25 protein-coding genes are annotated in these 24,030 nt (G+C 72.4%); 15 read left to right on the top strand and 10 right to left on the bottom strand.

Features of this window, described 5'->3' with window-relative positions; genetic code table 11:
* Nucleotides 1-35 precede the first annotated feature (35 nt).
* Nucleotides 36-479, bottom strand: a complete 444-nt coding sequence (locus ACAX67_RS13030; RefSeq protein ID WP_370704277.1) for a hypothetical protein — start codon at nt 477-479, stop codon at nt 36-38.
* 153 nt (nt 480-632) lie between these two features.
* Here ACAX67_RS13030 and ACAX67_RS13025 point away from each other — a divergent pair, with 153 nt between their 5' ends.
* Nucleotides 633-1,976 carry a hypothetical protein gene (locus tag ACAX67_RS13025; protein ID WP_370704276.1) on the top strand — a complete coding sequence of 448 codons (1,344 nt, stop codon included), beginning with the start codon at nt 633-635 and terminating at the stop codon, nt 1,974-1,976.
* A 26-nt stretch (nt 1,977-2,002) separates the two neighbouring features.
* Here ACAX67_RS13025 and ACAX67_RS13020 read toward each other — a convergent pair whose 3' ends face one another.
* Both ACAX67_RS13020 and ACAX67_RS13015 read right to left on the bottom strand, forming a co-directional pair.
* Nucleotides 2,003-2,668 (bottom strand): Type 1 glutamine amidotransferase-like domain-containing protein, encoded by a 666-nt coding sequence (locus ACAX67_RS13020; RefSeq protein ID WP_370704275.1) that lies wholly within the window; start codon nt 2,666-2,668, stop codon nt 2,003-2,005.
* 79 nt (nt 2,669-2,747) lie between these two features.
* Complete coding sequence (locus tag ACAX67_RS13015; RefSeq protein ID WP_370704274.1) at nt 2,748-3,857, bottom strand: saccharopine dehydrogenase family protein; 1,110 nt, start codon at nt 3,855-3,857, stop codon at nt 2,748-2,750.
* 138 nt (nt 3,858-3,995) lie between these two features.
* Here ACAX67_RS13015 and ACAX67_RS13010 point away from each other — a divergent pair, with 138 nt between their 5' ends.
* Complete coding sequence (locus tag ACAX67_RS13010; protein ID WP_370704273.1) at nt 3,996-5,339, top strand: lipase family protein; 1,344 nt, start codon at nt 3,996-3,998, stop codon at nt 5,337-5,339.
* A gap of 38 nt (nt 5,340-5,377) precedes the next feature.
* Entirely contained in the window at nt 5,378-6,817 is a 1,440-nt protein-coding gene (gene glmU / locus ACAX67_RS13005; RefSeq protein WP_370704272.1) for a bifunctional UDP-N-acetylglucosamine diphosphorylase/glucosamine-1-phosphate N-acetyltransferase GlmU, read from the top strand.
* 15 nt (nt 6,818-6,832) lie between these two features.
* On the opposite strand, the gene ACAX67_RS13000 is transcribed toward glmU, so the two are convergent.
* On the bottom strand, nt 6,833-7,336 hold the full coding sequence (locus ACAX67_RS13000) for an LppU/SCO3897 family protein (RefSeq protein ID WP_370704271.1): 504 nt from the start codon (nt 7,334-7,336) through the stop codon (nt 6,833-6,835).
* 201 nt (nt 7,337-7,537) lie between these two features.
* On the opposite strand from ACAX67_RS13000, the gene ACAX67_RS12995 reads away from it, so the two are divergent.
* The 6 genes from ACAX67_RS12995 to ACAX67_RS12970 all read left to right on the top strand — a co-directional run bounded on the left by ACAX67_RS12995 (nt 7,538) and on the right by ACAX67_RS12970 (nt 13,414).
* Complete coding sequence (locus tag ACAX67_RS12995) at nt 7,538-8,518, top strand: ribose-phosphate diphosphokinase (protein ID WP_370704270.1); 981 nt, start codon at nt 7,538-7,540, stop codon at nt 8,516-8,518.
* 227 nt (nt 8,519-8,745) lie between these two features.
* A complete protein-coding gene (locus ACAX67_RS12990; protein WP_370704269.1) occupies nt 8,746-9,399 on the top strand; it encodes a 50S ribosomal protein L25/general stress protein Ctc in 654 nt (217 codons plus the stop codon).
* 89 nt (nt 9,400-9,488) lie between these two features.
* Nucleotides 9,489-10,085: an aminoacyl-tRNA hydrolase gene (pth, locus tag ACAX67_RS12985; RefSeq protein WP_370704268.1), complete on the top strand. Its 597-nt coding sequence runs from the start codon at nt 9,489-9,491 to the stop codon at nt 10,083-10,085.
* Between the two features lie 124 nt (nt 10,086-10,209).
* Entirely contained in the window at nt 10,210-10,989 is a 780-nt protein-coding gene (locus ACAX67_RS12980) for a 3'(2'),5'-bisphosphate nucleotidase CysQ (protein ID WP_370704267.1), read from the top strand.
* A gap of 49 nt (nt 10,990-11,038) precedes the next feature.
* Nucleotides 11,039-12,811 carry a DUF2207 domain-containing protein gene (locus ACAX67_RS12975; protein ID WP_370704266.1) on the top strand — a complete coding sequence of 591 codons (1,773 nt, stop codon included), beginning with the start codon at nt 11,039-11,041 and terminating at the stop codon, nt 12,809-12,811.
* 42 nt (nt 12,812-12,853) lie between these two features.
* The gene (locus ACAX67_RS12970; protein ID WP_370704265.1) at nt 12,854-13,414 is read left to right on the top strand and encodes a LemA family protein; all 561 of its coding nucleotides are present in this window, start codon (nt 12,854-12,856) and stop codon (nt 13,412-13,414) included.
* Nucleotides 13,415-13,418: 4 nt separating this feature from the next.
* Here the strand turns inward: ACAX67_RS12970 and ACAX67_RS12965 are convergent, their stop codons facing one another.
* Nucleotides 13,419-14,042 (bottom strand): alpha-ketoglutarate-dependent dioxygenase AlkB, encoded by a 624-nt coding sequence (locus tag ACAX67_RS12965; protein ID WP_370704264.1) that lies wholly within the window; start codon nt 14,040-14,042, stop codon nt 13,419-13,421.
* Nucleotides 14,043-14,213: 171 nt separating this feature from the next.
* On the opposite strand from ACAX67_RS12965, the gene ACAX67_RS12960 reads away from it, so the two are divergent.
* Nucleotides 14,214-14,888, top strand: coding sequence for a GntR family transcriptional regulator (locus ACAX67_RS12960; protein ID WP_370704544.1), 675 nt, complete (start codon nt 14,214-14,216; stop codon nt 14,886-14,888).
* A 31-nt stretch (nt 14,889-14,919) separates the two neighbouring features.
* On the opposite strand, the gene ACAX67_RS12955 is transcribed toward ACAX67_RS12960, so the two are convergent.
* Nucleotides 14,920-15,294, bottom strand: coding sequence for a DUF8819 family protein (locus tag ACAX67_RS12955; RefSeq protein ID WP_370704263.1), 375 nt, complete (start codon nt 15,292-15,294; stop codon nt 14,920-14,922).
* 94 nt (nt 15,295-15,388) lie between these two features.
* On the opposite strand from ACAX67_RS12955, the gene ACAX67_RS12950 reads away from it, so the two are divergent.
* From ACAX67_RS12950 to ACAX67_RS12940, 3 genes are read left to right on the top strand one after another with little or no spacing between them, the layout of a single operon-like run.
* Nucleotides 15,389-15,706 (top strand): hypothetical protein, encoded by a 318-nt coding sequence (locus ACAX67_RS12950; RefSeq protein WP_370704262.1) that lies wholly within the window; start codon nt 15,389-15,391, stop codon nt 15,704-15,706.
* Between the two features lies 1 nt (nt 15,707).
* A complete protein-coding gene (locus ACAX67_RS12945; RefSeq protein ID WP_370704261.1) occupies nt 15,708-16,484 on the top strand; it encodes a hypothetical protein in 777 nt (258 codons plus the stop codon).
* 25 nt (nt 16,485-16,509) lie between these two features.
* Nucleotides 16,510-16,794, top strand: coding sequence for a DUF4031 domain-containing protein (locus ACAX67_RS12940; protein WP_370704260.1), 285 nt, complete (start codon nt 16,510-16,512; stop codon nt 16,792-16,794).
* Here the strand turns inward: ACAX67_RS12940 and ACAX67_RS12935 are convergent.
* Nucleotides 16,777-17,394 (bottom strand): HD domain-containing protein, encoded by a 618-nt coding sequence (locus tag ACAX67_RS12935; protein ID WP_370704259.1) that lies wholly within the window; start codon nt 17,392-17,394, stop codon nt 16,777-16,779. The two genes, ACAX67_RS12940 and ACAX67_RS12935, sit on opposite strands and share 18 nt — an antisense overlap.
* A 59-nt stretch (nt 17,395-17,453) precedes the next feature.
* On the opposite strand from ACAX67_RS12935, the gene ACAX67_RS12930 reads away from it, so the two are divergent.
* Nucleotides 17,454-17,747 (top strand): chorismate mutase, encoded by a 294-nt coding sequence (locus ACAX67_RS12930; protein WP_370704258.1) that lies wholly within the window; start codon nt 17,454-17,456, stop codon nt 17,745-17,747.
* Nucleotides 17,748-17,799: 52 nt separating this feature from the next.
* On the opposite strand, the gene ACAX67_RS12925 is transcribed toward ACAX67_RS12930, so the two are convergent.
* Both ACAX67_RS12925 and ACAX67_RS12920 read right to left on the bottom strand, forming a co-directional pair.
* A complete protein-coding gene (locus tag ACAX67_RS12925; protein WP_370704257.1) occupies nt 17,800-19,458 on the bottom strand; it encodes a DNA repair helicase XPB in 1,659 nt (552 codons plus the stop codon).
* Nucleotides 19,459-19,493: 35 nt separating this feature from the next.
* A complete protein-coding gene (locus tag ACAX67_RS12920; RefSeq protein ID WP_370704256.1) occupies nt 19,494-21,755 on the bottom strand; it encodes a helicase-associated domain-containing protein in 2,262 nt (753 codons plus the stop codon).
* Between the two features lie 107 nt (nt 21,756-21,862).
* On the opposite strand from ACAX67_RS12920, the gene ACAX67_RS12915 reads away from it, so the two are divergent.
* Nucleotides 21,863-23,389: an FHA domain-containing protein gene (locus ACAX67_RS12915; RefSeq protein ID WP_370704255.1), complete on the top strand. Its 1,527-nt coding sequence runs from the start codon at nt 21,863-21,865 to the stop codon at nt 23,387-23,389.
* 31 nt (nt 23,390-23,420) lie between these two features.
* Here the strand turns inward: ACAX67_RS12915 and ACAX67_RS12910 are convergent, their stop codons facing one another.
* Complete coding sequence (locus ACAX67_RS12910) at nt 23,421-24,011, bottom strand: GNAT family N-acetyltransferase (RefSeq protein ID WP_370704254.1); 591 nt, start codon at nt 24,009-24,011, stop codon at nt 23,421-23,423.
* Nucleotides 24,012-24,030: the final 19 nt, after the last annotated feature.

Here is a 24,030-nt window from a genome sequence, read left to right as displayed (position 1 = left end):
AGCCGGGCTCCAGCCGGGGGAGGGGCCGGTCCTGCCTAGGAGTAGTCGGTCATCAGCTTGGACTTGAGCACCGTGAACTCCTCGTCACTGAGGAGACGGTCGTAGCGGAGCTTGTTCAGCTCGCGGAGCGCGTCGGCGAGGCTCCCGCTGGCGACGGCCTTGACCTGCTCGGCGGTGGCGTCCTCGGAGGACGCCGACACGTTCACCACGACCTCGGGCGTCTGCCCCGCCGCGGTCACCCACGCGGACCCGTCGTACCAGAAGTTGCCCATCTGGTTCCTGGCGAAGGGCCGCCACTCGCCCTGGATGTAGGCGTGCTGGCCCGACGGGCTGAGCGCCAGGCCCGGCGGGAGGGGCGTCAGCGATGCGTGGAACGCTTGAGAGGCGGCAGTAGCGGCGGAGGCCACGGCAGCCGCTGCGGACTGTGCCGCATAGGCGTTCTGCTGCTTCTGAAACTTGCGCGTCCGGTAGTCGGCCATTGGACTCAGGTCCCTCAGTTCTATCCCTCGTCGATTCGCGAGAAATCATCACACGGTCAGCGCCCGCGTGGGCCGTGAATGGAACGGATTGTCCTGCGCGGGGGCCGCGACCGGGCTAACGTCGGGCTGCTGCCAAGGTAAAGGAAGAACATCATGCGGGCACGCAAGCTGGCGGTCGCCTCCCTCTGCGCAGCGGTCGCTCTCGGAGCGACCGCGATGGACCCGAGCGCTCACGCCGCGCCGGACCGGAGCGCCACCGCGGAGCACGTGTCCACGCGTGGGTCGACGGTGCACCTGACGTCGAAGACAGTGGTGGTCTCCCGCAAGGTGGCCCGCCAGCAGCTGACGTCGGTGTCGAAGGACGGGGGCACCTACAAGTTCCGGTCGGCGGTCGGGCCGCTGGGCAAGCTGCGCGCGGGCAAGGTCCTGCTCATCACCGGCCTGGCCGCCCGTGACGTCACCAAGGTCACCAAGAAGCGCGGCCACCTGACCGTGGTCACGACGCCGGCGCAGCTGACGGACGTCGTCAAGGACGGCACGCTCTCCCTCGCGCACTCGATCGACTTCAGCAAGGGCCTCGTGGCAGGTGGGGCCGCCGTACCGCCCGAGCGCAGCGCCCTCCGTCGGTCGCTGCCGGAACGGTTCGGGCTCCAGCCCCTCGAGCATCGCGCCGCCCTCACGGTCAAGGGCAAGGTGAAGGGCTACGCCTGGAAGGCCGTCTTCACGCCGTCGAAGACGGGCGTCGGGGTCGAGGTGACCATCACCCGCTCCAGCGACGTCGAGCTGTCGGTGACCATCAAGGGCACGCTCGACGACCTGAAGACCGGTGGCAGCATCGCGGTCGACGGCGGCGAGCTCTCCAAGGCGTCGATGGTCGCGAAGAACATCCAGGGCTCGTTCTCCCTGAAGTACGCCGCCAAGCCCCTCAACCAGTTCGGCCTGGGCGACGCAGGTGGCATCAAGGTCGAGCTGCCCGCCGAGATCCTGGTGCCGTTCACCGTCGGTCCGGTGCCGTTCTTCGTCGGGGTGCGGGTCGCGTTCTTCGCGAGCGCCGGCTTCTCGAACTTCGACCAGGAGCTCAGCGGCGAGTGGACGATGAAGTACGACGGCGCCGGTGGCATCACCACGAGCAGCGACGGCGCCACCTCACCGGCGGGCGCCCTCGACGGGCTGGCGAAGATCATCCTCGGCGCGGCGAACGCGGTGAACCAGGGTCCCCTCAGCTTCGTCTTCGGTGCCCAGATGCCCCAGCTGCAGCTCGGCATGGGGATCAAGGGCTTCAACGTCGCGGGCAACGTCACGCTGGTCGGGACCACCCAGATCTCGACCACCGGTCCCGGCTGCGACACCCGCAAGATGCGCATCCTCGGCACGACCGGCGCCAGTGCCAGCTTCTTCGGGCTGTCGGCGGACCTCGGCACACAGAACCTCTTCGACAAGACGATCCAGGCGGCGTGGCCGACAGGCTGCGGCACCCCTCCGCGCTCCGGCCGCTGAGACCGACGAGGGTGCGGGCCGCTGCGTCAGAGCAGCTCCCAGCTCCCCTCGGAGACGACCTCCACGGTGCCGTCCACCACCGTGATGGCGGTCTGGTCGTCGATGGCGTAAGCGGGGTGGCTGATGCTCGCCGCCCACTGCATCGCCTCGGCCATCGAGTTGCCGGGCCGGCCCTCGGACGCCAGGTGCGGGCAGATCGAGAAGTCGACGAGCCCCAGCGTGGAGTCATCACCCTCCGGTGACCTCCACTGGATGAAGTCCTCGCCCACCTCGGGCGTCATCACCATGCTCCCGGCGCTCAGCCCCACCCACACCGTCTCGCTCAGCGACGGGAGCAGGTCGGCAAGTCCGGACCGCCGCATCCAGTGGCACAGGTAGAGGACGTCGCCCCCGGCCGCGAGGAGCACGTCGGTCTCCTGCACGAGCGGCACCCAGCGCTCGGCGTCGATGCTGGGCAGCGCGGTGAGCTCGAGCACCCCGACCGACCTCCAGCCGAGCTCGACCATGGGGTTCTCGGAGGTGCCGCTGATGAACTGCCATGCCCGTCCGCCGGGACCCACCGCCGGGTGCCCGTACATCGCGGTGGGGATGCAGAGCGCGCTCGACTCGGCGATCGGCTTGCCGAGCAGGCCCACGAGCGCGTCGCGGATGCTGGGGTTGGTGACGCCTCCGGATGTGAGCAGCAGCTTCAAGGTTCCTCCCGGACGGGGTCGCGACGGATCGTTCGGGCATGCAGACCCGGCGTCTCGGTGAGACTCATCGGCGTCCGGGCTACGCGAGCGGCGCGAGTCCTGCGGCCGCGCAGCCCGCGGTGAGCCGGTCGAGGCCGAAGGCGCCGACCGGACCCAGGGCGCCGACGCCCAGGAGGTCGCCCTCCGCGGCGGAGACCGCGCCCCACGCGAGGATGTCGGCGGTGAAGTCGTAGGGGTCGGGCCCGGCGAGCGTGACGGTCGCCAGCGCCTCGCCCGTGGCGGCCCGCGCCACGGCCACGATCGTGCAGCGGGCCCGCGCGCGCAGCTCCGCGGACGGCCCGCCGGTCGAGCCCTTCACCAGGCGACCGGCCACCGCGAGGGCGGCCCTCTTGGCGGGGGCGACCCGCCGTACGGGCGTGGTCAGCAACGTGGTCGCGGACATGCCACGCGCGATCCCGGGCGGCACGCCGAGGAAGGAGTCGACGTCGCGCAGCTGCGGGTAGGCGGCCGGCAGCGCGAAGTGCTCGGAGCCCGGCACGGAGGCGGCCGTGAGTCGTCGGCCGCCGACCTCGAACGTCTCGGTCCGGCGGCCGGCGCGCACCCGGCGCACGGCGCCGTCGACGTACGCGAAGCCCTCCTCCATCGTCATCCCGGCGATGGACGCCTTGGTGCCCCCGCTGGTGCCGAAGCCCTTGACGAAGTAGGCCACGTCGAGCCTCGTCGCGGTCGGTCCGGCCTCCTCGAGGGCGAGGGCGCCGGCCAGGCTGCCGGGCACGAAGTCGAAGCCGAAGGCCGTCATCAGCGCTGCGTCGTTGCCGGCTGCGACGGGACCCCACCGCTCGAAGACCGACCGGAGGAACGTGCCCTCCCCGGTCGAGTCGAGGTAGTGCGCACCGGTCTCGGCGGCGACGCGCACGGCGGCCTCGCCGTACTTGAGAAAGGGCCCGACGGTGCTCACGAGCACGTCCCCCTTCCGGACGACCGAGCGCAGGGCGCCGGCGTCGGTCGCGTCCGCGACCGCGACCTCGAGCCCGCCGAGCTCGTCGGCGAGCGCGGTGACCCGTTCACGGTTCCGCGCCACCAGGACCGGCCGGGCGCCTCGAGCCACGAGGGCGCGGGCGGTGAGGTCGCCGGTGTAGCCGGTGGCGCCGAAGACCAGGATGCGGCGGGGGTCGGTGGGGTCGGGCACGGGAACTCGCTTTCGCTGAGGGACGACCATGACAGTACCGCTGTCAACGAGACCGGCATCCGGACGTCCGGGGCCGTCTGGTGACGGTGTGCCTCACGTGGCGTTGAATGACTCGGGACCACCGACGAGAGGGAGCCGATGAACCGTCGCCTGGGAGCGCTCGTCAGCGCACTCGCCGTCACCGCGCTCGGCGCGGGCACGGCCGTCGTACCCGCCGAGGCAGTGAGTACGACGGCGGCGACCGCCGTCGCCCAGGCCGGCCCGCTCGACGACCCGTTCTACGACTACAGCGGGGCCACCCCGCTGCGCGACGTCCCGCCCGGCACGGTGCTCAAGACCCGCACCGTGCCCTACAGCGTGCAGGGAGTCGACCTGCCGCTCGAGGCGGTCCAGATCCTCTACCGCACCCGCAACACGATCGGCCGGCCGGCTGTCAACGTCACCTCCGTGGTCCGCCCGGTGGTGCCGCTCGGCGATCCGAAGGTGATCTCCTACCAGTCGTTCTACGACTCGCTGAACCCTGCGGACCAGCCGTCCGCGGCGATCGCCGGGGGGTCCGGCATCGGGCCGTCCATCGCGAACGTCGAGACGGCGCTCTTCGCGCCGATGCTCCTGGCGGGCTACACGATCAACATCGCCGACACCGAGGGTCAGCGGGCCGACTTCGCCTCCAGCACCGAGTACGGCTACACCACGCTCGACTCGCTGCGCGCGATCGCGCAGGCTCCCGCGACCGGCGTCGGGCGGCGTGCCCCCGTCGGCCTGATCGGCTACTCCGGAGGCGCCATCGCGAGCGAGTGGGCGGCCGAGCTGGCCCACGACTACGCGCCCGACGTGGCCCGACGCATCGTCGGCACTGCGATCGGCGGGGTGTTCGTCCACCCCGGCCACAACCTGCACTACGTCGACGGGTCCCTGGTGTGGGCCGGCGTCCTGCCGATGGCGCTGATCGGGCTCTCCAGGAGCTACCACGTCGACCTGGCGCGGTACGCGAACGCCAAGGGCAAGGCCCTCCTACAGAAGATGCGGTCGGCGTCGATCACGTCGGCGCTGGGCACGCACCCAGGGCTGACCTGGGCGAGCATCGTGAAGCCGCGCTACTCCACACCTGAGTCGGTGCGGCCGTTGGTGACGATCGCCAACAAGCTGATCATGGGGCGCTTCCACACGCCGACCGCGCCGATGTTCATCGGCCAGGGCACCGGCGGCGTGCTCGAGGGCACCAGCCCGGACGAGAAGCTCGGCAACGGCGACGGTGTCATGGTCGCCGGCGACGTGCGGGCGCTCGCCCGGCGCTACTGCCGGCGCGGGGTGTCCGTGTCCTACAAGCAGTACCCGCTCTCCCACGTCACCGCCGCCGCCGTCTGGGCGCCGCAGGCCTACGCGTGGCTGCTGGGTCGTTTCGGCGACACCGAGGCGCCGAGCAGCTGCGGTGACATCAAGCCGGGCAACTCGCTGGCGCCGCTGAAGTACGTCGGCTGACGGGGCCGACGCGCACGAACACCCGTAGGCTCGGGCCCATGGCCGACCAGCTCACCGTGATCGTCCTCGCCGCCGGTGGCGGCACCCGGATGAAGTCCAAGACGATGAAGGTGCTCCACCGCATCGGTGGGCGCAGCATGATCGGTCACGTGCTGGGCGCGGTGGGTGCGCTCGAGCCGACCCGCGTGTGCGCCGTCGTCGGCCACCAGCGCGAGCAGGTCGGCCCGCACATCCAGGAGCTGCTGCCCGAGGCGGTGCTCGCCGTGCAGGACCAGCAGCTCGGCACCGGCCACGCGGTGCGCGTCGCGCTCGAGACGATGGCCGGCGACGGGCAGGCTCCCGACGGGGGCACCGTCCTGATCGCGTACGGCGACACGCCCCTGCTCGAGGGCCGCACGCTGCGGTGGTTCGCCGCCGAGCACCAGGCGGCCCAGGCGGCCGTGAGCATCCTGTCCGGCGTGGTGGAGACGCCGGCCGGCTACGGCCGCATCGTCCGCGACGACGAGGGTGACGTGCTAGCCATCGTGGAGGAGAAGGACGCGAGCGCCGAGCAGCGCGAGATCCAGGAGATCAACTCCGGGATCCTCGCCTTCGACGCCGACTTCCTGACCGACGCGGTCGGCCGGATCGGCAACGACAACGCCAAGGGCGAGTACTACCTGACCGACACCGTGCAGCTGGCGCGCGACGCCGGGCTGACGGTGACCGCCTTCCCCGTCGACGACGTCTGGCAGACCGAGGGCGCCAACGACCGCGCCCAGCTCGCCGTGCTCGGCCGCGAGCTCAACCGCCGCACGCTCACGCGGTGGATGAAGGACGGCGTCACGGTGATGGACCCCGAGACCACCTGGATCGACGCCGACGTGGTGCTCGCACCCGACGTCACGATCCTCGCCGGCACCCAGCTCCTGGGCGCCACCGTGGTCGCCGAGGACGCCGTGATCGGCCCGGACACCACGCTGGAGGACTGCGAGATCGGGGCGGGTGCGCGCGTCGTCCGCACGCACGGCCAGCTCGCCGTCATCGGCGACGGCGCGACGGTCGGACCCTTCTCCTACCTCCGGCCCGGCACCGCACTCGGGGCCGACGGGAAGATCGGCGCGTTCGTCGAGACCAAGAACGCGCAGATCGGCCACGGCGCGAAGGTGCCGCACCTGTCCTACGTCGGCGACGCCGAGATCGGTGAGGGCACCAACATCGGCGCCGGCACGATCTTCGCCAACTACGACGGCGTGGAGAAGCACCGCTCGGTCGTCGGCCGCCACGCGCGCACCGGCTCCAACAACACCTTCGTCGCTCCCGTCCACGTCGGCGACGGTGCGGGCACCGGCGCGGGGACCGTCGTACGCAAGGACGTGCCGCCCGGCGCGCTCGCCGTCAGCGCCGGCCCGCAGCGCAACCTTCCGGGCTGGGCGCAGACGAGGCGGTCGGGCACGCCCCAGGCCGCGGCCGCCGAGGCGGCCGACGACGAGGACTGAGCCCGCCGTTCGGGGTCAGGCGTTCGGGCTGGCGCAGAGCGCGAGGTCGCGCTTCTTGTCGACCAGCGCCTGGCGCGGCTTGCACGTCGCATCGGCGCTCTTGCCGAAGGAGTCGATCCTCAGGACCCGCTTCTCGCCCTTGGTCGAGGTGCAGTCGACCAGCTCGGCATCGATGATGTCGTCGGTCGGCACGCGGATGCAGTCGCCCGCCTCGACGTTGAGGTAGAGGCAGAGGTCGGCGGCATCGGCGCCGGTCACCTCGACGGTGTACTCGACCTCGTAGCTGTCGCAGTCGCCGTCGTCACCGACCACCTTGTAGAGGACGTCGTCGTCGTCGCAGTCGGCCTTGTCGACGTCGGCGTCGGTGGCGGTGCCGCCGACGGTCACGCAGTCGCCCACGTCCGGGGCGGACGCCTTCGCCGACAGGAAGCCGATCCCGAAGCCGGCGCCGAGCTTGAGCGCCAGGATGACGAGACCGACCACCAGGGCCACGCCGAGACCGCCGAATTTCTTGAGCATGGGAACGTCCCCCCAGGAGCGGGCAGGACGTCGAAGAGCCTGCCGGGTGGGCGTCAAGGTAGGGCATACAAGAGGTCGCCCTCAGCCGAATGACCAGATCCGGCAACGTGAACTGTCCGAAAACGGGTGGGGACTTGGGGCTGGCTACGCGGAACCGGCACAATCGGAGCATCTGCCGCTGGCGACCCACAGGAGTTGCGCGTGACCGGAATCCAGAAGACCACTGAGAAGAACCTGATGGTCTTCAGCGGTCGGGCGCACCTGGAGCTCTCCGAGGAGGTCGCCGAGATCCTGGGGATCTCGCTCGTGCCGACGCAGGCCTACGAGTTCGCCAACGGCGAGATCTACGTCCGGTTCGAGGAGAGCGTCCGCGGCTGCGACGCGTTCGTGATCCAGAGCCACACCGCTCCGATCAACGAGTGGATCATGGAGCAGCTGATCATGGTCGACGCGCTCAAGCGCGCCTCGGCCAAGCGGATCACCGTGGTCATGCCGTTCTGGGGCTACAGCCGGCAGGACAAGAAGCACCGCGGCCGCGAGCCGATCTCCGCGCGACTGATGGCCGACATGTTCAAGACGGCCGGGGCCGACCGGATCATCACCGTCGACCTCCACGCCGACCAGCTGCAGGGCTTCTTCAACGGCCCGGTCGACCACCTGATGGCGCTGCCGATCCTCACCGACTACATCAAGGCGCAGTACGGCGGCCAGCCCCTCGCCATCGTGTCGCCCGATGCCGGTCGCATCAAGGTCGCCGAGCGCTGGTCGGCCCGCCTCGGCGGTGCACCCCTGGCGTTCATCCACAAGACCCGTCGCACCGACGTCGCCAACGAGGTCGTCGCCAACCGGGTCGTCGGCGACGTCGCCGGCCGGGTGTGCGTGCTGACCGACGACATGATCGACACCGGCGGCACGATCGTGAAGGCCGCCGAGGCCCTCATGGCCGACGGTGCGTCCGGCGTCGTCATCGCCGCGACCCACGCGATCCTCTCCGACCCCGCGGTCGACCGGCTCAAGAACTGCAGCGCCGTCGAGATCGTGGTCACCAACACCCTGCCTGTGGGCCCGGAGAAGCAGTTCGACAAGCTCACCACGCTCTCGATCGCGCCCATGCTCGCCCGCGCCATCCGCGAGGTCTTCGAGGACGGCTCGGTCACCTCGATGTTCGACGGCCACGCCTGAGCGTCCCGCCCACGCCGCCTCGTTTTGTACGACGGCCCGCCCGCCGTCTAGCATCGTCAGGTTGCCTCGGCGAGGGAGCACCCGCTTCTGTGACTCCGTGATCGACTGGGCCGGCACGTTCCACGACGCCGCGCGCCCACCGGTCACCGGGTGAGCACAGTGCCCGATTCCCGGGCAGGCGGCTCTCGCTCTCGCTGGGGTCCATGCCACCACCAGAGGAGACACCCATGAGCGAGAAGATCACCGCTGAGCTGCGCACCGAGTTCGGCAAGGGCGCCGCGCGTCGCATCCGTCGTGCCGACAAGGTCCCCGCGGTCGTCTACGGCCACGGCAACGACCCGATCCACCTCACCCTCCCGGGCCACGACACGATGATGGCGATCAAGCACCTCGGCGCCAACGCGCTGCTCGAGCTCGACATCGACGGCACGTCGCAGCTCGCGCTGACCAAGCAGGTCCAGGTCGACCCGATCCGCCGCGTCCTCGAGCACGTCGACTTCGTCGCGGTGCGTCGCGGCGAGAAGGTCACCGTGGACGTCCCCGTGCTGGTGGTCGGCGAGGCCGCCCGCGAGACCCTCGTCGTCAGCGACACCTCCACCGTCCAGGTCGAGGCCGAGGCCACCCACATCCCCGAGTCCTTCGAGGTCGACGTCACCGACGCCGAGGCCGGCACCCAGTTCCTCGCGGGCGGGCTCGACCTCCCGAAGGGCACCACGCTGCTCACCGACCCCGAGACCCTGCTGGTCAACGTGACCGCTCAGGTCGAGCAGGACCTGGGCGAGGAGCCCGAGGCCGCTGAGGGCGACGAGGCCGCCGAGGGCGACGCCGACTCGGGCGAGGGCGCGGGCGACGACGCCGCCGAGGGCGGCGACGAGGAGTGACCTTCACTCGGCTCAGGTGGTTCCTGGGCCGGCTGATCTCCCCGGTGCGCGGTGTCGCGCCGGGGAGCACGAACCCCGCGGAGGATCCGATGGCCGAACCGACCGAGGTGTGGCTGGTCGTCGGCCTCGGCAACCCCGGGCCGTCGTACGCCGGGCACCGGCACAACATCGGCTACCTCGTCGTCGACGAGCTGGCGCGGCGGATGGGCAGCGGCTTCCGTGCCCACAAGTCCGGCCGAGCCGACGTGGTCGAGGGTCGCTTCGGCGCCCCGGGCACGCCCGGACCGCGGGTGGTCCTCGCGAAGGCGCGGTCCTACATGAACGAGGTCGGCGGGCCGGTCAAGGCCCTCGCCACCTTCTACAAGGTGCCGCCCGAGCGGGTCGTCGCGATCCACGACGAGCTCGACATCCCGTTCGGCACCCTGCGGGCGAAGCTCGGCGGTGGCGACAACGGCCACAACGGCCTGAAGTCGATGCGCTCCTCCTTCGGCACCGGCGACTTCCACCGCGTGCGGGCCGGCATCGGCCGTCCGCCCGGCCGCCAGGAGGTCGCCGACTTCGTGCTGTCGAACTACTCCACGGTCGAGCGCAAGGAGCTCCCGTTCCAGGTCGACACCGCCGCCGATGCCGTCGAGACGCTCGTCGTCGAGGGCCTCGAGCGCGCCCAGCAGAAGTTCAACTCGTAGGCGTTCGCTTCCCAAGCGATGGAGCCGGACGACTGCTTCCCAGCTCCGATTCGCACGGGGAAGCAATCGTTCGCCTGCAGACCGTGATGAACGGCGCTCCGGCGGCGCCCACTACCCTGACGCCGTGACTTTCGATGCCGGTACCCCCGCTCCCGAGGTCGTCGCGGACGACCACCTGCTCGCCGCCTGGCTCGCCGAGGCCGCCGGCCGCCGGCTGCTGCAGGTGCGCGGGGAGGGACTGGAGGGCAAGGAGCTCAAGGACGCCGGCGACGCCGCCGCCCACGAGCTGCTGATGACGCTGCTGGCCGAGTACCGGCCCGACGACGCGGTCCTCTCCGAGGAGGGGAAGGACGACAAGGCGCGTCTGGAGGCGGCCAAGGTGTGGATCGTCGACCCGCTCGACGGCACCCGTGAGTTCAGCGAGGTCCCGCGCGACGACTGGGCCGTCCACGTCGCGGTCTGGGAGGGCGGCACCCTCACTGCCGGCGCCGTGGCGCAGCCCGAGCTCGGCGAGACCTTCAACACGGGCAACCCGCCCGTCGTACCGCCGCGCACGTCGGAGCGCCCCCGCATCGCCGTCAGCCGCAGCCGGCCGCCGGCCTTCGTGTCCGCGCTCGCCGAGAGCCTCGACGCCGAGCTGGTGCCGATGGGCTCGGCCGGCGTGAAGATGATGTCGGTCGTGCGCGACGTCGCCGACGCCTACGTGCACGCGGGCGGCCAGTACGAGTGGGACTCCGCGGCACCCGTCGCGGTCGCCCGGGCGGCCGGCCTGTTCACCAGCCGGGTCGACGGGAGCGAGCTGGTCTACAACCAGGACGACGTCTACCTCCCCGACGTGATCGTGTGCCGTCCCGAGCTCGCCGAGGACATCCTGGCCTTCATCGCGGAGCACGGCACCGACTAACCCGTAGGGATGACGCGCTGGGGGCCCGCCAACCCCTAGCGTGGCGGCCATGAAGCGTCTGCTGGCGTCGGTCATCACCTTCCTGGTGCTGGTCGGGATCCTCTGCATCCCGGCCCTGTTCTACGACGTCGACTTCGAGTCGTCCGACATGACCACGTCCGACCCGACGACGATCACCGACTACCGGGCCGACTTCACCGTCGACGACGACGGCGACCTCGACGTCGTCGAGACCCTCACCGTCGACTTCCCGGTGAGCGACCGGCACGGGATCTACCGCTTCTTCGACCGCGTCGACCCCACCGATCCCGACGTCCGGCGCATCCCCGAGGACCTCGAGGTCACCGCCGACGGGGTGGACGTGGACGTCAAGCACACGGTGGAGCAGGGCCGCTACGACAACTACCGCATCGGCGACGCCGACGTGACGCTGTCGTACGGCGAGCACGTCTACGTGCTGAAGTACCACATGGACGCCGCGCTCACGCCCGGCGGCAAGGACGTCTCGACCGACTCGCAGTTCTACTGGAACCTGATCCCCCAGGGCTGGCAGCAGGACATCGACAAGGCGCTGCTCACGGTGCACCTGCCGGAGCCGGCGCAGGACGTGCAGTGCCTGGTCGGGTCGGGCACCGACGAGAGCGGCGCGGAACCCTGCGACGTCAAGGGCGCCGGCACCACCGACCTCACGATCAGGGCCCGTGACCTCGGGCCGCACACCCCGGTGACGCTCATCGCCGGCCAGGACGTGTCCCCGCCCGACCAGGCGACCCTGCCGTGGGCGCCGCGCCTGGACAACGTGCTCGGCACCGACACCTCGCGACTCGGCATCTTCGTGCTGCTCGCGGTGGTCCTCGGTGCACTCGGCCTGCTGCTCAACTGGCTCGCCTTCGAGCGCGAACCTCGATTCCCGCTGATGTACGGACCGCCGGAGGGCATCGGCCCGGCCCAGGCGCAGTTCATCCTCAACGAGTCGGTGGACCGGCGCGCGTTCGTCGCGAGCCTGATGCACGCCGCCGAGCACGGCGCGATCGACCTCCAGCGCGGTGAGAACAGCTGGACGATCAGCGACAAGGCCGGTCCCCAGGGCTGGGCCGGGCTCGACCCGGTCACCACGAGCGTCGCGGGCCTGCTGTCGGGGCCGGGCTCCCACTTCGTCGCGAGCCGCAAGGACGTCGGGGCCGGCAAGCTGCTCCAGTCGCAGCTGTCCAGGTTCACCACCGACACCAAGACCTGGGCCGTCGCCAACGGGCTGCTCACGCGGGCGGGCGTCGGGGGCATGGGCGGGCTGCTCGTGCTCGGCGCGATCGTCGTCACCGGTGTCCTCACGTTCTGGAGGCCGCTGAACGCCTCGGTGCTGGGCCTGCCGTTCGCGGCCTTCGCAGCCGCCGCGATCGTCCTGATGCAGCCCGGGGCGTCCACCAAGCGCACCCCGGCGGGTCGCGAGCTGTGGTCGCGGATCGGCGGGTTCAAGCGGATCCTGTCGACGCCCTCGGCCAAGGACCGGTTCGACTTCTCGGGCCGCCAGGAGCTCTACACCGCCTACCTTCCCTACGCAGTGGCCTTCGACTGCGCCGATGCATGGGCGGAGAAGTACCGGGTCGAGGTGGGCGCCGAACCGCCGGCTCCGTCGTACTTCGCCGGCTACGGCTACACCTACGGCGCCACCGGTTTCGTCGACACCATGGTCGGCGACTTCGACAGCACCCTCAGCAGCGCCATCTCCTCCTACGAGGCCACGCAGAGCTCGTCGTCCTCGGGCGGGGGCGGCGGCTTCTCCGGCGGTGGCGGCGGTGGCGGTGGTGGCGGCGGCTCGTGGTGACCGCCTAGATTCGCCAGCAACTCCGACCGAAGGATCCTCAGCATGCTCTTCGCCATCATCGCCGTCGTCGTGCTCGTGCTCCTCGTCGTGTTCTTCGTGGTCGGCTTCAACCGGCTGCGCAAGCAGGACGTCGGTGCCCAGGAGGCGCTCGGCGGGATCGACGTGCAGCTCACCCGGCGGGCGGAGCTCATCCCCAACCTCGTGCAGACGGTCAAGGGGTACGCCGCCCACGAGTCCGGCGTCTTCGACGAGGTGACCCGGGCGCGCGCGGGGGTGACGGCCGCCGCGGCCGGCGACGACGTACCGGCGAAGGCCGCCGCCGACGCGGCCCTGCAGCAGGCGCTGGTGAAGGTGAACGCGGTGGCGGAGGCCTACCCGGACCTCAAGGCCGACGCCAACTTCCGCGACCTGCAGGCCCAGCTGGCCAAGACCGAGGACCAGATCGCCTTCGCCCGGCAGTACTACAACGACGCCACCGCCCAGCTCAACCAGTCGGTCCGCACCATCCCGTGGATGTTCTTCTCCGGCGTGGCCGGGGTGAGGCAGCGCGACTTCTACGACGCACCTGAGGCGCACACGGCCGCGCCGGGCGTGGAGTTCTGACCGGTCAGAAGACGTTCAACGGCCGGAACTGGACCGAGATCCTCGGGCCGGCCGAGGCGACCTTCGGCACGGCATGCTCCCACGTGCGCTGGCAGCTGCCGCCCATGACGAGCAGGTCGCCGTGGCCCATCTCGAAGGAGAGCGACCCCGTGCCGTCGGACCGGTCGCGCGGGCGCAGCGCCAGCCGCCGCGGGTCGCCGATCGACACGATCGCGACCATGGTGTCGTCGGTGGAGCCGCGCCCGATCGTGTCGCCGTGCCAGGCGACGCTGTCGCGGCCGTCGCGGTAGTAGCAGCAGCCGGCCGTCCGGAACGGCTCGCCGAGCGTCGGCAGGTAGTGCGCGCTGAGCGCGTCGCGGGCAGCGGTCAGCACAGGGTGGGGGAGGTCCTCGCCGATCATGTAGGTGTAGACGAGCCGGGGCACGTCGACGACGCGGTCGTACATCTTGCGGCGCTCGGCGCGCCACGGCACCTCGCCGACGAGGGTGCTGAAGACGTCGTCGGGGTCGGTCAGCCAGCCTCGGGCGACGTCGACCCACGCGCCGGCGCTGAGCTCGTGGCGCTCGAGCCGGGTGAGGTCCAGGTCGCCGCCCGCAGCCGGGGCGAAGAGCGCGCTCTGGAAGTCCACGACGACGAGGATACCCGAATCTTCGAACATCTGTTCGGATCGCGTGACGGTGTGGCACGTCCGGTGCACGGCAGGTTTCGGCGTTCCCGGGACGGGTGGTGTATGCGGCCCTAACCTTCCCCTGTGGAGACAGTCGACAGGGGGACGGCTGACCGTCGCGCATTGAAGCACGTGGCGATCCGGGAGTACGTGCGGGACCTGGTCTCGGGATGCGCGCCCGGTACGGCCGCCCCCTCCGAGAGAGACCTGGTCGAGCGCTTCGGCGTGGCACGGATGACCGTGCGCCAGGCACTCGACGCCCTGGTCGCGGAGGGCGTGCTGCAGCGCTTCCCGGGCCGCGGCACCTTCGTCGCGCCGCCCCGGCGCAAACCCAGCCGTGTCGCCAGCTTCACCGAGGACATGGCGACCCGCGGCACCGTCGCGGAGAGCCGCACCCTGGCAGCCGAGAAGGTCCGGGCGCCGGCGGGCGTCGCCCGGGCCCTCGGCCTCGGGCCGCGGGAGCCGGTGCTGCGCTGGCGCCGGCTGCGCCTGGCCGACGGCAGCCCCGTCTGTCTCTCCGACGCCTACATCAACGCCGCGCTCGCGCCGGGACTGCTCGACGGCCCCGACCTGCCGGCGAGCCTGTACGACGAGCTCGCCGCGCGCGGCCGTCGCCCCACCTGGGCGGAGGACTCGCTCTCGGCCGGGATCGCCACCGAGGAGGAGGCGACGTTGCTGGAGTGCAGCGCGGGCGCCGTCGTCATCCGCCTGACCCGGCGCGCGCTCTGGGAGGACCGGCCGGTGGAGGTCGCGCGGAGCGTCTATCGCGCCGACCAGCACACGCTGTCGTTCCAGGTCGGCAGCTGACAGCTCACCGGCGGGCACCGACCGGCGCCGGCTAGCCCGGCTCTCCGCCGAGCCGGCCCAGGGCCGCCACGGCCGTGCCCGACTCGTCGCACACCCAGGCCGGGTCCGGTCCGCCGAGGTCGGGCTCGATGTGCAGGGCATGCAGCGGCAGGTCCCCGCAGTGCCGGCACAGCGGCCACAGGCCCGTGCGGTCGGTGCGGCCGTGCTCGTCGACGAGGGCGTCCTGCACGTCCTGGGCGATCAGCCCGGCGACGTACGCCGCTCCCTCGGGCCACTGCTCGATCCACCAGCGGCGCTGCGAGCAGGCCTCGTCGAGCACCGAGACGGTGCCGGCCGTCGCTACCCCGCGAGCCTCGAGGTCGGCCAGGACCGCCGCGCGGGCGTCGTAGATCACGCGGTCATCCACAGCCCCATTGTGCGGGGGTTTGGCAACTGCGACGCCCCGGGCACCCGCTCGCCGACCCCGCCACCCGCGCGGGGCGGAGCGGAAGGAGCCGCACATGACCGACATCGACATCAGGGCGTGGGCCGATCTGGAGGGGTTGCCGGGGGACCTCGACGAGCTGGCGGGGGAGGCGCACCAGGTCTTCGACTACGCCCGGACCTGGGTGTGCCAGCGGGCGGGGTTCGAGCCCAGCCCGCTCTGCCTGCTCTCGCCGCTGGCGGACCTGATGGACGTCTTCGCCCAGGGCTTCGACGAGGTCGAGCGACTGGCCGTGCAGGACTGGGCGTCGATCCGCTCGGCGGTGGTCGCCGCGACCGCCGACCTCCGGTCCGCCGACGACCGCGTCGCCGAGCAGATGCCCGAGGTGGCCTGAGATGGCGCTCCTGCAGGCCGAGCCCCTCGACCTGGCCGCCCCCGACCTCGGCGGGGAGACGATCGAGCACGACGAGGAGTTCGAGGCGCTCGACGACACCCTGTGCCGCATCCGCGACGTGGTGAACAAGGGCATCGACGCGCTCAACCACGCCGGCCTGGGGCTGCGCAAGCTGCCCGAGGGCAGCCTCGAGGAGCTGCTCGTCATCCCGCTGACCGGCGACTACCGGCGGATCCGCCAGAACGCGACCGCGACGGGCCGGGTGCGCGACGCGCTCGACGTCTACGCCGGCAATGCCAGCCGGCTCTCGCTCGCCACCTCGCCGCAGTGGGGCGGGGAGGCGGCTGCGGCCTTCCTGCTGCGTCTCAACGGCCACGCCCTCGCCGCGCGCGGGCTCGGGCTGCTCGTCGCCGAGGCCGCCCCCGCCTTCGACCTCGTCGCCGACCAGTGCGAGCACCTCGCGGTCGAGGTGGAGAAGCTGATCATGGAGTTGGTCGAGCGCGGCGAGCACCTGGTGCGCAAGCTCCTCGAGCGGGTCTCCGGTCCCGCCGGGTGGGCGGCCTGGGGCGCCGAGCTCGCCCTCAAGGGCTTCGACGCCGTCACCGACATCATCGAGGACGTCGAGCGGATCCTCTGGATCATCGACCGGCTGCTCGACATGAAGGGCGAGGTCACCTCGTGGGTCGCCGAGCAGCGTGAGCGGCTCTCCTCGCTGAAGGAGCTCGTCGACCTCGCCCACCGCGAGCTCGCCGGGCACGGCGGTGGCGGGACGTGGTGAGCAGGTGACGTCGTACGCTCGCCGGGTGATCCTCATCGACCCGCCCAACGCCGCCGGGCACGGGCGGTTGTGGTCCCACCTGGCGAGCGATGCGTCGTACGACGAGCTGCACGCCTTCGCGCGGACCGCAGGGATCCCCGAGCGGGGCTTCGACCGGGACCACTACGACGTCCCGTCGGAGTGGTACGACGACGTGGTCGCTCTGGGGGCCGAGCCGGTCAGCTCGCGCGAGCTCGTCGGGCGGCTGAGGGCCGCGGGTCTCCGCCGCCGTCGTGCCCGCCGCCCGGCGCGCTCAGGCGGCGAGGACTGACAGCTCGCGCTCGACGTTGCGCCGGGCCGGCTCCTCCCAGTGGGCGAGCGCGAAGGCGGTGTGGAAGAGGCGCGGCTTGGACGTCAGCTCCCGCAGCACGTCGGCGCGTCCGGCGGCGAAGACCTCGTCGGGCAGGTGGGCGTACTCGGTGCGGACCGCGGCGACGTACTCGTCGTAGCGCGCCTCGGGCGCCGCGAGCACGCCGAGGTCGGCGTCGGAGAGGGCGCACCCGTTGGCGTCGCCCTCCTCGGGGCGGTGCGACTCGGTCAGCCGCACCAGACGCGCCACCTCGGCCACGGTCGCGGCGTCGACCAGGCCCGGCAGCGCCTCCTCGGCCCAGGCGGCCGAGCGCTCCTCGGCGTCGCGCTCCCCGTCGTAGACCGCGTCGTGGAACCACGCCGCGAGCACGACGGACGTGCGGTCGAAGGTCGCGCCCGACGAGGCGAGCTCGGCCAGGCGGTCGAGCACCTCGGCGAGGTGCCGCTCGTCGTGGTAGCCACGGGTCGGCTCGGCGTAGGCCGCGAGGAGCGCGTCGCGCAGGGCCAGGCCGTCCGTCAGGGGCCACGTCGGGGTGGTCGGGTCACTCGGTCTGTCAGGCATCGTCCCCGATTGTGGTCCAAGTTCCCGCGGATCGGGAGGGGTCGGAGAGGATGGACCTCGTGACACCCGACGAGGCCCACGAGGAGCTGCTCCGGCTGCGCTCCAGCATCGACAATCTCGACGCCGCGCTGGTGCACCTGCTGGCGGAGCGGTTCAAGTGCACCGAGCAGGTCGGCCGGCTCAAGGCCCACGCCGGCATGCCGCCCGCCGACCCCGATCGCGAGGCCGTGCAGATCGAGCGGCTGCGCGCGCTCTCGGAGAGCTCCGGGCTCGACCCGCACTTCGCCGAGAAGTTCCTCAACGTGATCATCGCCGAGGTGATCCGCAACCACCGGCAGTTCCTCGACGAGTGAGCCGATGAGCGAGCCCGACCCCGCCGAGACGCTGCGTCGGGACGTTCGCGCTCTAGCTCAGGGCGCCGATGTCGTCGGCATCGACGATCCGGTAGGCGTAGCCCTGCTCGGCGAGGAAGCGCTGGCGGTTCTGGGCGAACTCGGCGTCGACGGTGTCGCGCGAGACGAGCGTGTAGAACCGCGCGACCTTGCGCTCGCCGTGCGGACCCGGGTCGCCGGGCCGGAGCAGCCGTCCGAGGCGCTGGGCCTCCTCCTGGCGCGAGCCGAACGAGCCCGACACCTGGATCGCGACCTCCGCGGAGGGCAGGTCGATCGAGAAGTTGGCGACCTTGGAGACGACCAGCAGGTCGATCTCGCCGTGGCGGAAGGCCGCGTAGAGCCGCTGGCGCTCCTTGACGGTGGTGGCACCGGTGATGACGGGCGCGTCGAGCGCCTCCGCGAGCTCCTCGAGCTGCTCGAGGTACTGCCCGATCACCAGCGTCGGCTGCCCGCGGTGCCGCTCGACGAGCTCGCGCGTGACGGCGACCTTCTCCCGTGTGCACGCCGCGAGCCGGTAGCGCTCCTCCGGCTCGGCGGTCGCATAGGCCAGGCGTACGGCGTCGGGCAGCGTCACGCGCACCTCGACGCAGTCCGCGGGCGCGATCCAGCCCTGCGCCTCGATGTCCTTCCACGGCGCGTCGTAGCGCTTCGGGCCGATGAGTGAGAAGACGTCGCCCTCGCGGCCGTCCTCGCGGACCAGGGTGGCGGTGAGGCCGATGCGGCGCCGGGCCTGGAGGTCGGCGGTCATCCGGAAGATCGGGGCCGGCAGGAGGTGCACCTCGTCGTAGACGATGAGCCCCCAGTCGCGGGCGTCGAAGAGCTCCAGGTGGGGGTAGACGCCCTTCCTGCGGGTCGTCATGACCTGGTAGGTCGCGATGGTGACCGGCCTGATCTCCTTGACGGCCCCCGAGTACTCACCGATCTCGTCGGCGGTCAGGGACGTCCGTCGTACGAGCTCGTCCTTCCACTGCCGCGCGCTGACGGTGTTGGTGACCAGGATCAGCGTGGTCGCCCGGGCGTGCGCCATGGCGGCCGCGCCGACGATCGTCTTGCCGGCGCCGCAGGGGAGGACGACGACGCCGGACCCGCCGTGCCAGAAGGACTCCGCGGCCTCCTCCTGGTAGGTCCGCAGCTCCCAGCCGTCGGGGGTCAGGTCGATCGCGTGCGCCTCGCCGTCGACGTAGCCCGCGAAGTCCTCGGCCGGCCAGCCCAGCTTGAGGAGCGCCTGCTTGAGGTTGCCGCGCTCGGAGGGATGCACGGCGACCGTGTCCTCGTCGATGCGGCTGCCGAGCATGCCGGCGATCTTCTTGGCGCGCAGCACCTCCTCGAGCACGGGCCGGTCGGTGGTCGCCAGCACCAGGCCGTGGACGGGATGCTTCTCCAGCCGCAGCCGCCCGTAGCGCGCCATCGTCTCGGCGACGTCGACGAGCAGCGAGTGCGGCACCGCGTAGCGGCTGTAGGCCAGCAGCGTGTCGACGACCTGCTCGGCGTCGTGCCCGGCCGCGCGCGCGTTCCACAGGCCGAGCGGCGTCAGGCGGTAGGTGTGGATGTGCTCCGGGCTGCGCTCGAGCTCGGCGAACGGGGCGATCGCCCGGCGACACTCCGCCGCCTGCTCGTGGTCCACCTCGAGCAGCAGCGACTTGTCGGACTGCACGATCAGGGGGCCGTTCATCGCTCACACACCACCGCACGAGTTTACGGGGGGCGTCAGGGCAGGGGAGTGACCCGCGAGATCCGGTGGACGGCGAACGTGCGCACGTCGTCGGCGGTGCGGTCGTGGGCGGTGAGCTGACCGCCCTCGACCGAGAGCGGCTCGACGACCCGCTCACCGACGACGCCCTGGTTGTCGGTGAAGCCGATGACGACGGCGGCGCGGCGCTCGATGGCGTCGCGCAGCGCCGAGAGGGCGCCGGCGGGGGAGACGGCGGCGGCGGGACGCACCTGGGCGGCCTGGTCCCCCGCCCGCAGGGCGCGTACGGCGGCCGCCACCTGCACCGCGAGCCGCGCCTCCTGCTGGCCGGCCCCCCGCGGCTTCGGCGTGCGGGCCCGCAACTCGTCGGGCCGCCCGACCCGGACCGTGCCGTCGGGGCCCTCGACGACGGGGGCGACGCCGAGCTCGCGGAGCCGGACCAGCAACAGGTCGACGGGCGTCGTGCTGACCAGCACGGTCGGGGCGATCAGCCGCAGCCCGAGCGACGCGGCCTTCGGGTGGTGCACGAGCGCGGCGAGCGCCGCCTCGTCGTCGGACCGCACGAACGCCTCCGCGAAGCCGACCCGCACCTGGCCGAACGTCCGCACCGCGTCGTCGACCAGGTAGGTCAGCGGCTGCGGCACCGGGGTGCGCGACACCGCGGCCAGGAAGGCGTGCACCTCCCTCGCCGTCCACCCGGCGTCGAGCGCGCGACGGAGCGACGAGGCGCTGAACCGGTAGACGGTCGCCGCGCCCCGCGACTCGACGTCGGCGACCAGCTGGAGCGAACGGGCCACGTCGGGCTCGAGCGGCCCGGGTGCGACGGCCGTCAGGTCGGCCTGGATCAGCACGTGGTCGACGGGCTCGGGGAGCAGCGCGGCCAGCAGCGGAACCGGGTCCTCGCCGGCGGCCAGCGCCCGGCCGTACGGCGACAGGGCGTCCAGCCCCGTGACGCCGATCGCCGCCGCCTCGGCCACCGTCCAGGCGACCTGGTCGGCCCGCGAGCGCGGCCGGCGCGGTCGTCGCCAGGCCAGCAGCGCGACGAGCGAGGGCAGCCCGGTGCCGGAGGCGAGGGCATGGCCGGGCGGGACCTCGCCGAGGGCGGCGAGCGTCATCGCCCGCGTCTCGGGCATCAGGGCCGAGGCCAGCTCCGGGCCGAGCGCGGCCCAGGGCTTGTCGTCCGCGCCGCGTCCGCCGACGAGCGAGGGCAGCCGGGCGCTGGCCGCCCAGGCGCGCGCGAGCACGACCCACCGCGCCGCGACGTCGGTGGCGAGCCAGGCGTCGAACGCATCCGTCGGCACCCACACGGGGTTGCCGTCGCCGTCGGCCCGGGTGGCGATCAGGCCGGCGGCGTGGGCGGTCTCGACCACCAGTGCGGTCTCGACCTCGCTCAGCTGCAGGTGCGCCGAGGCGGCCTTCAGCTCCCGCACGCCGAGGCCGCCGGTCCGCAGGGCGGCCGCCGGGCGGGTGCTCCACCACTCCAGGAGCAGCTCGGTGCGCCGGCAGAACTCCAGCGCCGCGCCGGCAGCCGCGCCCTCCGTCAGCCGCGTCGGGCGCTCCGCGGTGGCGAGCGTCGGCTCGGCGTCGACGGGCTCGGTCGTCGTACACCCGTCGCGCAGGGCCACGCCGACCTCGCCCGGCAGCACGAGGACGTCGTCGCGACCGGGCACCAGCAGGGCCCGCGAGAGCAGCTCCTCGGCCGGGGTGGCCGCGTCCTCGGGGCGCACCGTCCGTCGCGCCGAGCCGGCCGTCGCCTCCCCACCCTGCTCCAGCACGTGCTCGAGCATCGCGCGGGCCGGCTCCGACAGCTCGTCGATGCGGGTGCGCAGCACGTCGAGCGGCGGGGCGTCCGCCGAACGCGGCCGCAGCCCGCTGCGCCCGGTCTCCGGCCCGCCGGTCAGGCAGTCCGCGACGCCGGAGAGCGGCCGCAGGCCCTCGGGGGAGTCCCAGGCGAGGGCGAGGGCGCGCAGCCGAGCGAGCGCGGAGACGACGTACGACGGCTCCGCCCGGACCATCGCGATCAGCTCGCTGTCGGTGGTTTGGCCGGCGACGACGAGGGCATCGATGACCGAGAGCTCACCGCGGGTGAGCGAGTCGAGGGCCCGTGCGAGGGAGCTGCGCACCGCAGCCCGTGAGGCCAGCTGGGAGAAGTCGTGGGGGGCGGGTGTGGTGAGGTCCGGACGGTCGGCGAGCAGCCGGCTCACCTCGTCGTCGGACCACGACCGCAGCTGGTCGGCGAGCGACCGGTGCCCCGCCGATCCTCCTGCTGGACTACCCACCCGGGCAACGCTAACCGCGGCCGGTGGTGATGTGGTGGGATGGGTCCCGCAGGAGCCGCACGGCCTCGCGTGCAGCAGTCGATGACGGAGCAGGAGACGTGAGTGCGATGAGCTTTGACGGCACGGCTGGCGCGTGGTCCTACCGCACCGGGCCCTGGTTCGCGGCCTTCGGCCCGAGGGTCGCGGTGCTGCTGCCCGAGTCGCAGCGAGGGCACGTCATCGGCGTCTGGTCGCTGGTCGACGGCGGCGCCGCCTTCGACGAGGTGCTCGACGCCCTGCTGGCGTCGGGTCTGAGCAAGCTGCCCGGCTTCGTGCTGGTCAGCACCGACGAAGGCCCGACCCGCGTGCTGCTGCGCGGCGCCGGGGTCAGCGCGACCCTCTCGGCCGGCGGTGAGGACGTCACCCTCGACGGCAGCGCGAGCGGCACCTGGGTCGAGCGCACCATCGATGACGTCACCACCTTGACGGTCCTGCTCGCCGAGCCCGACCCCGAGGACACGGAGGCCCAGCGCGACTTCGGGATCGTCACCGGGCTCGTGAGGGTGTCCCGGATCGACCGGCCGCCGTACGTCGAGCCGGTCGCCGCCGCCGACGAGGCGCCCGAGGACGCGTCCGTCGTGCCCACTCCGGTCGACGAGGTCGAGGACGTGCCGACCGAGGAGGCCCCGTCCGAGGAGGTGCCGTTCGAGGAGGTGCCGTCCGAGGAGGTGCCGCCGGGCGGCGACCTCGCCGCCGCCTCCCTCGACGAGCCCGCTCCCTTCGACGAGCCCGCTCCGTTGGAGGAGCCCGCGCCGTTGGAGGAGCCCGCGCCGCTCGAGGAGCCCGCGCCACTCGATCCGCCGCCCCTGGGCGACCCGCTGACCGACCCGATGCCCCCGACACCCGCCCCCAGCGACTGGGTGACCCCTTGGGACTCCCCGCCGCCGGTGCCCGCGGTCGACGAGGTCCCTGCCCCGGACGAGCAGCCCGCCGCGGACGAGGCCCCCGCGGCCGAGGACGGCCCTGCGACCGAGGTCATGGACATGAGCGGCGAGCTCGCCCCGGAGTCGACCCCGGTGAACCCGCTGAGCGCGCCGACCCCGGAGACCGAGTACGCACCGCCCGCGTTCGCGCCCCCGCCGCCGCCGATCGACGCGCCCTCGGTCGACCTGCCGCCCCCGCCGCTCGGCATCGGGTCGTGGGAGCCGATCGGTGGCGCCGTACCCCCGCCGCCGCCGGCTCCTCCGGCACCCGCGTTCGAGCAGTCCTCCGACGCCGGCGGCACCGGCACGACCGGATCCGACGCGGTCGCCAAGCTGATGATCAGCGACGGCCAGCAGCTCCTCGTCGACGGCGTGATCCTGATCGGCCGGGCGCCCGAAGCGCGGCGGTTCGACACCACCGAGCAGCCCACCCTGATCACCGTGCCGAGCAGGCTCCACGAGATCTCCTCGACCCACATCGAGATCCGTCCCGGCAGTGGAGCCGACCAGGGCGCCGCGGTGGTGACCGACATGGGCTCCACCAACGGCACGGTGCTCGTGCAGCCCGGCCTCCAGCCGGAGGACCTCAAGCCGGGCATCGCGGTGCAGCTGCAACCGGGCGCGATCATCAACCTCGGCGACGGCATCACCATCCAGGTGACCCGGCCCTGAGCCGCGCCCCGGGCCGACCCGGGCAGACCCCTCAGGACGGCGGCCACTCCTCGCGGAGCAGGCCGTAGATCGCGTCGTCGGTCCAGGTGCCGTCGCGCTCGGGCCAGTTGCGGCGCAGGAGGGCCTCGCGGGTCATCCCGAGCCGTTCGCACAGGGCCGCCGACCGCGTGTTGCGCGGGTCGAGGTGCGCGATGAGCCGGTGCAGCGGGTAGTGGTCGAAGGCCAGGCCGACGAGGGCGGTCGCGGCCTCGGTGGCGAAGCCGCGGCCGGCGTACGACGGCCCGAACGCCCAGCCGATCTCGCCCACCGACGGCGCGCTGGTGTCGTCGGCGCGCGCGCCGAGCCGGAGCATCACGTCGCCGACGACCTCGCCCTCGTGCTCGACCGCCAGGGCGAGCACCTCGTCGGGCAGGGAGGGTGCCAGCCGCTCGGTCATCGTGGTCACCCGCTTCGCGAGGCCGGCGTCGTCGAGGGCGTCGAACGGCAGGTAGCGGCACACCTCCGGATCGGTGTAGTAGCGCAGCGCGTCGAGGTCTTCGGCGCGCACGTGGCGCAGCACGAGGCGCTCGGTGATGAGGGGCAGCGGGGGAGCGGGGAGGCGGGGTGCGCTCGTCTCGGTCACCTGCCGATCATCGCAAGCG

This window comes from Nocardioides candidus (assembly GCF_041321175.1).
In the GTDB taxonomy this organism is placed as follows: Bacteria; Actinomycetota; Actinomycetes; order Propionibacteriales; family Nocardioidaceae; genus Nocardioides.
The sequence above is the reverse complement of the archived record's forward strand: the minus strand, read 5'-3'. Positions and strand labels throughout refer to the sequence as shown.

Excerpts from the sequence above, each read along its gene's own strand:
- ACAX67_RS13025 (WP_370704276.1), top strand. The coding sequence starts at position 633 with ATGCGGGCACGCAAGCTGGCGGTCGCCTCCCTCTGCGCAGCGGTCGCT.
- pth (WP_370704268.1), top strand. The coding sequence starts at position 9,489 with ATGGCCGAACCGACCGAGGTGTGGCTGGTCGTCGGCCTCGGCAACCCC.
- glmU (WP_370704272.1), top strand. The coding sequence starts at position 5,378 with ATGGCCGACCAGCTCACCGTGATCGTCCTCGCCGCCGGTGGCGGCACC.
- ACAX67_RS12990 (WP_370704269.1), top strand. The coding sequence starts at position 8,746 with ATGAGCGAGAAGATCACCGCTGAGCTGCGCACCGAGTTCGGCAAGGGC.
- ACAX67_RS12925 (WP_370704257.1), bottom strand. The coding sequence starts at position 19,458 with ATGAACGGCCCCCTGATCGTGCAGTCCGACAAGTCGCTGCTGCTCGAG.
- ACAX67_RS13010 (WP_370704273.1), top strand. The coding sequence starts at position 3,996 with ATGAACCGTCGCCTGGGAGCGCTCGTCAGCGCACTCGCCGTCACCGCG.
- ACAX67_RS12935 (WP_370704259.1), bottom strand. The coding sequence starts at position 17,394 with ATGCCTGACAGACCGAGTGACCCGACCACCCCGACGTGGCCCCTGACG.
- ACAX67_RS13030 (WP_370704277.1), bottom strand. The coding sequence starts at position 479 with ATGGCCGACTACCGGACGCGCAAGTTTCAGAAGCAGCAGAACGCCTAT.
- ACAX67_RS12970 (WP_370704265.1), top strand. The coding sequence starts at position 12,854 with ATGCTCTTCGCCATCATCGCCGTCGTCGTGCTCGTGCTCCTCGTCGTG.
- ACAX67_RS12950 (WP_370704262.1), top strand. The coding sequence starts at position 15,389 with ATGACCGACATCGACATCAGGGCGTGGGCCGATCTGGAGGGGTTGCCG.
- ACAX67_RS12975 (WP_370704266.1), top strand. The coding sequence starts at position 11,039 with ATGAAGCGTCTGCTGGCGTCGGTCATCACCTTCCTGGTGCTGGTCGGG.
- ACAX67_RS12915 (WP_370704255.1), top strand. The coding sequence starts at position 21,863 with ATGAGCTTTGACGGCACGGCTGGCGCGTGGTCCTACCGCACCGGGCCC.
- ACAX67_RS12945 (WP_370704261.1), top strand. The coding sequence starts at position 15,708 with ATGGCGCTCCTGCAGGCCGAGCCCCTCGACCTGGCCGCCCCCGACCTC.
- ACAX67_RS13000 (WP_370704271.1), bottom strand. The coding sequence starts at position 7,336 with ATGCTCAAGAAATTCGGCGGTCTCGGCGTGGCCCTGGTGGTCGGTCTC.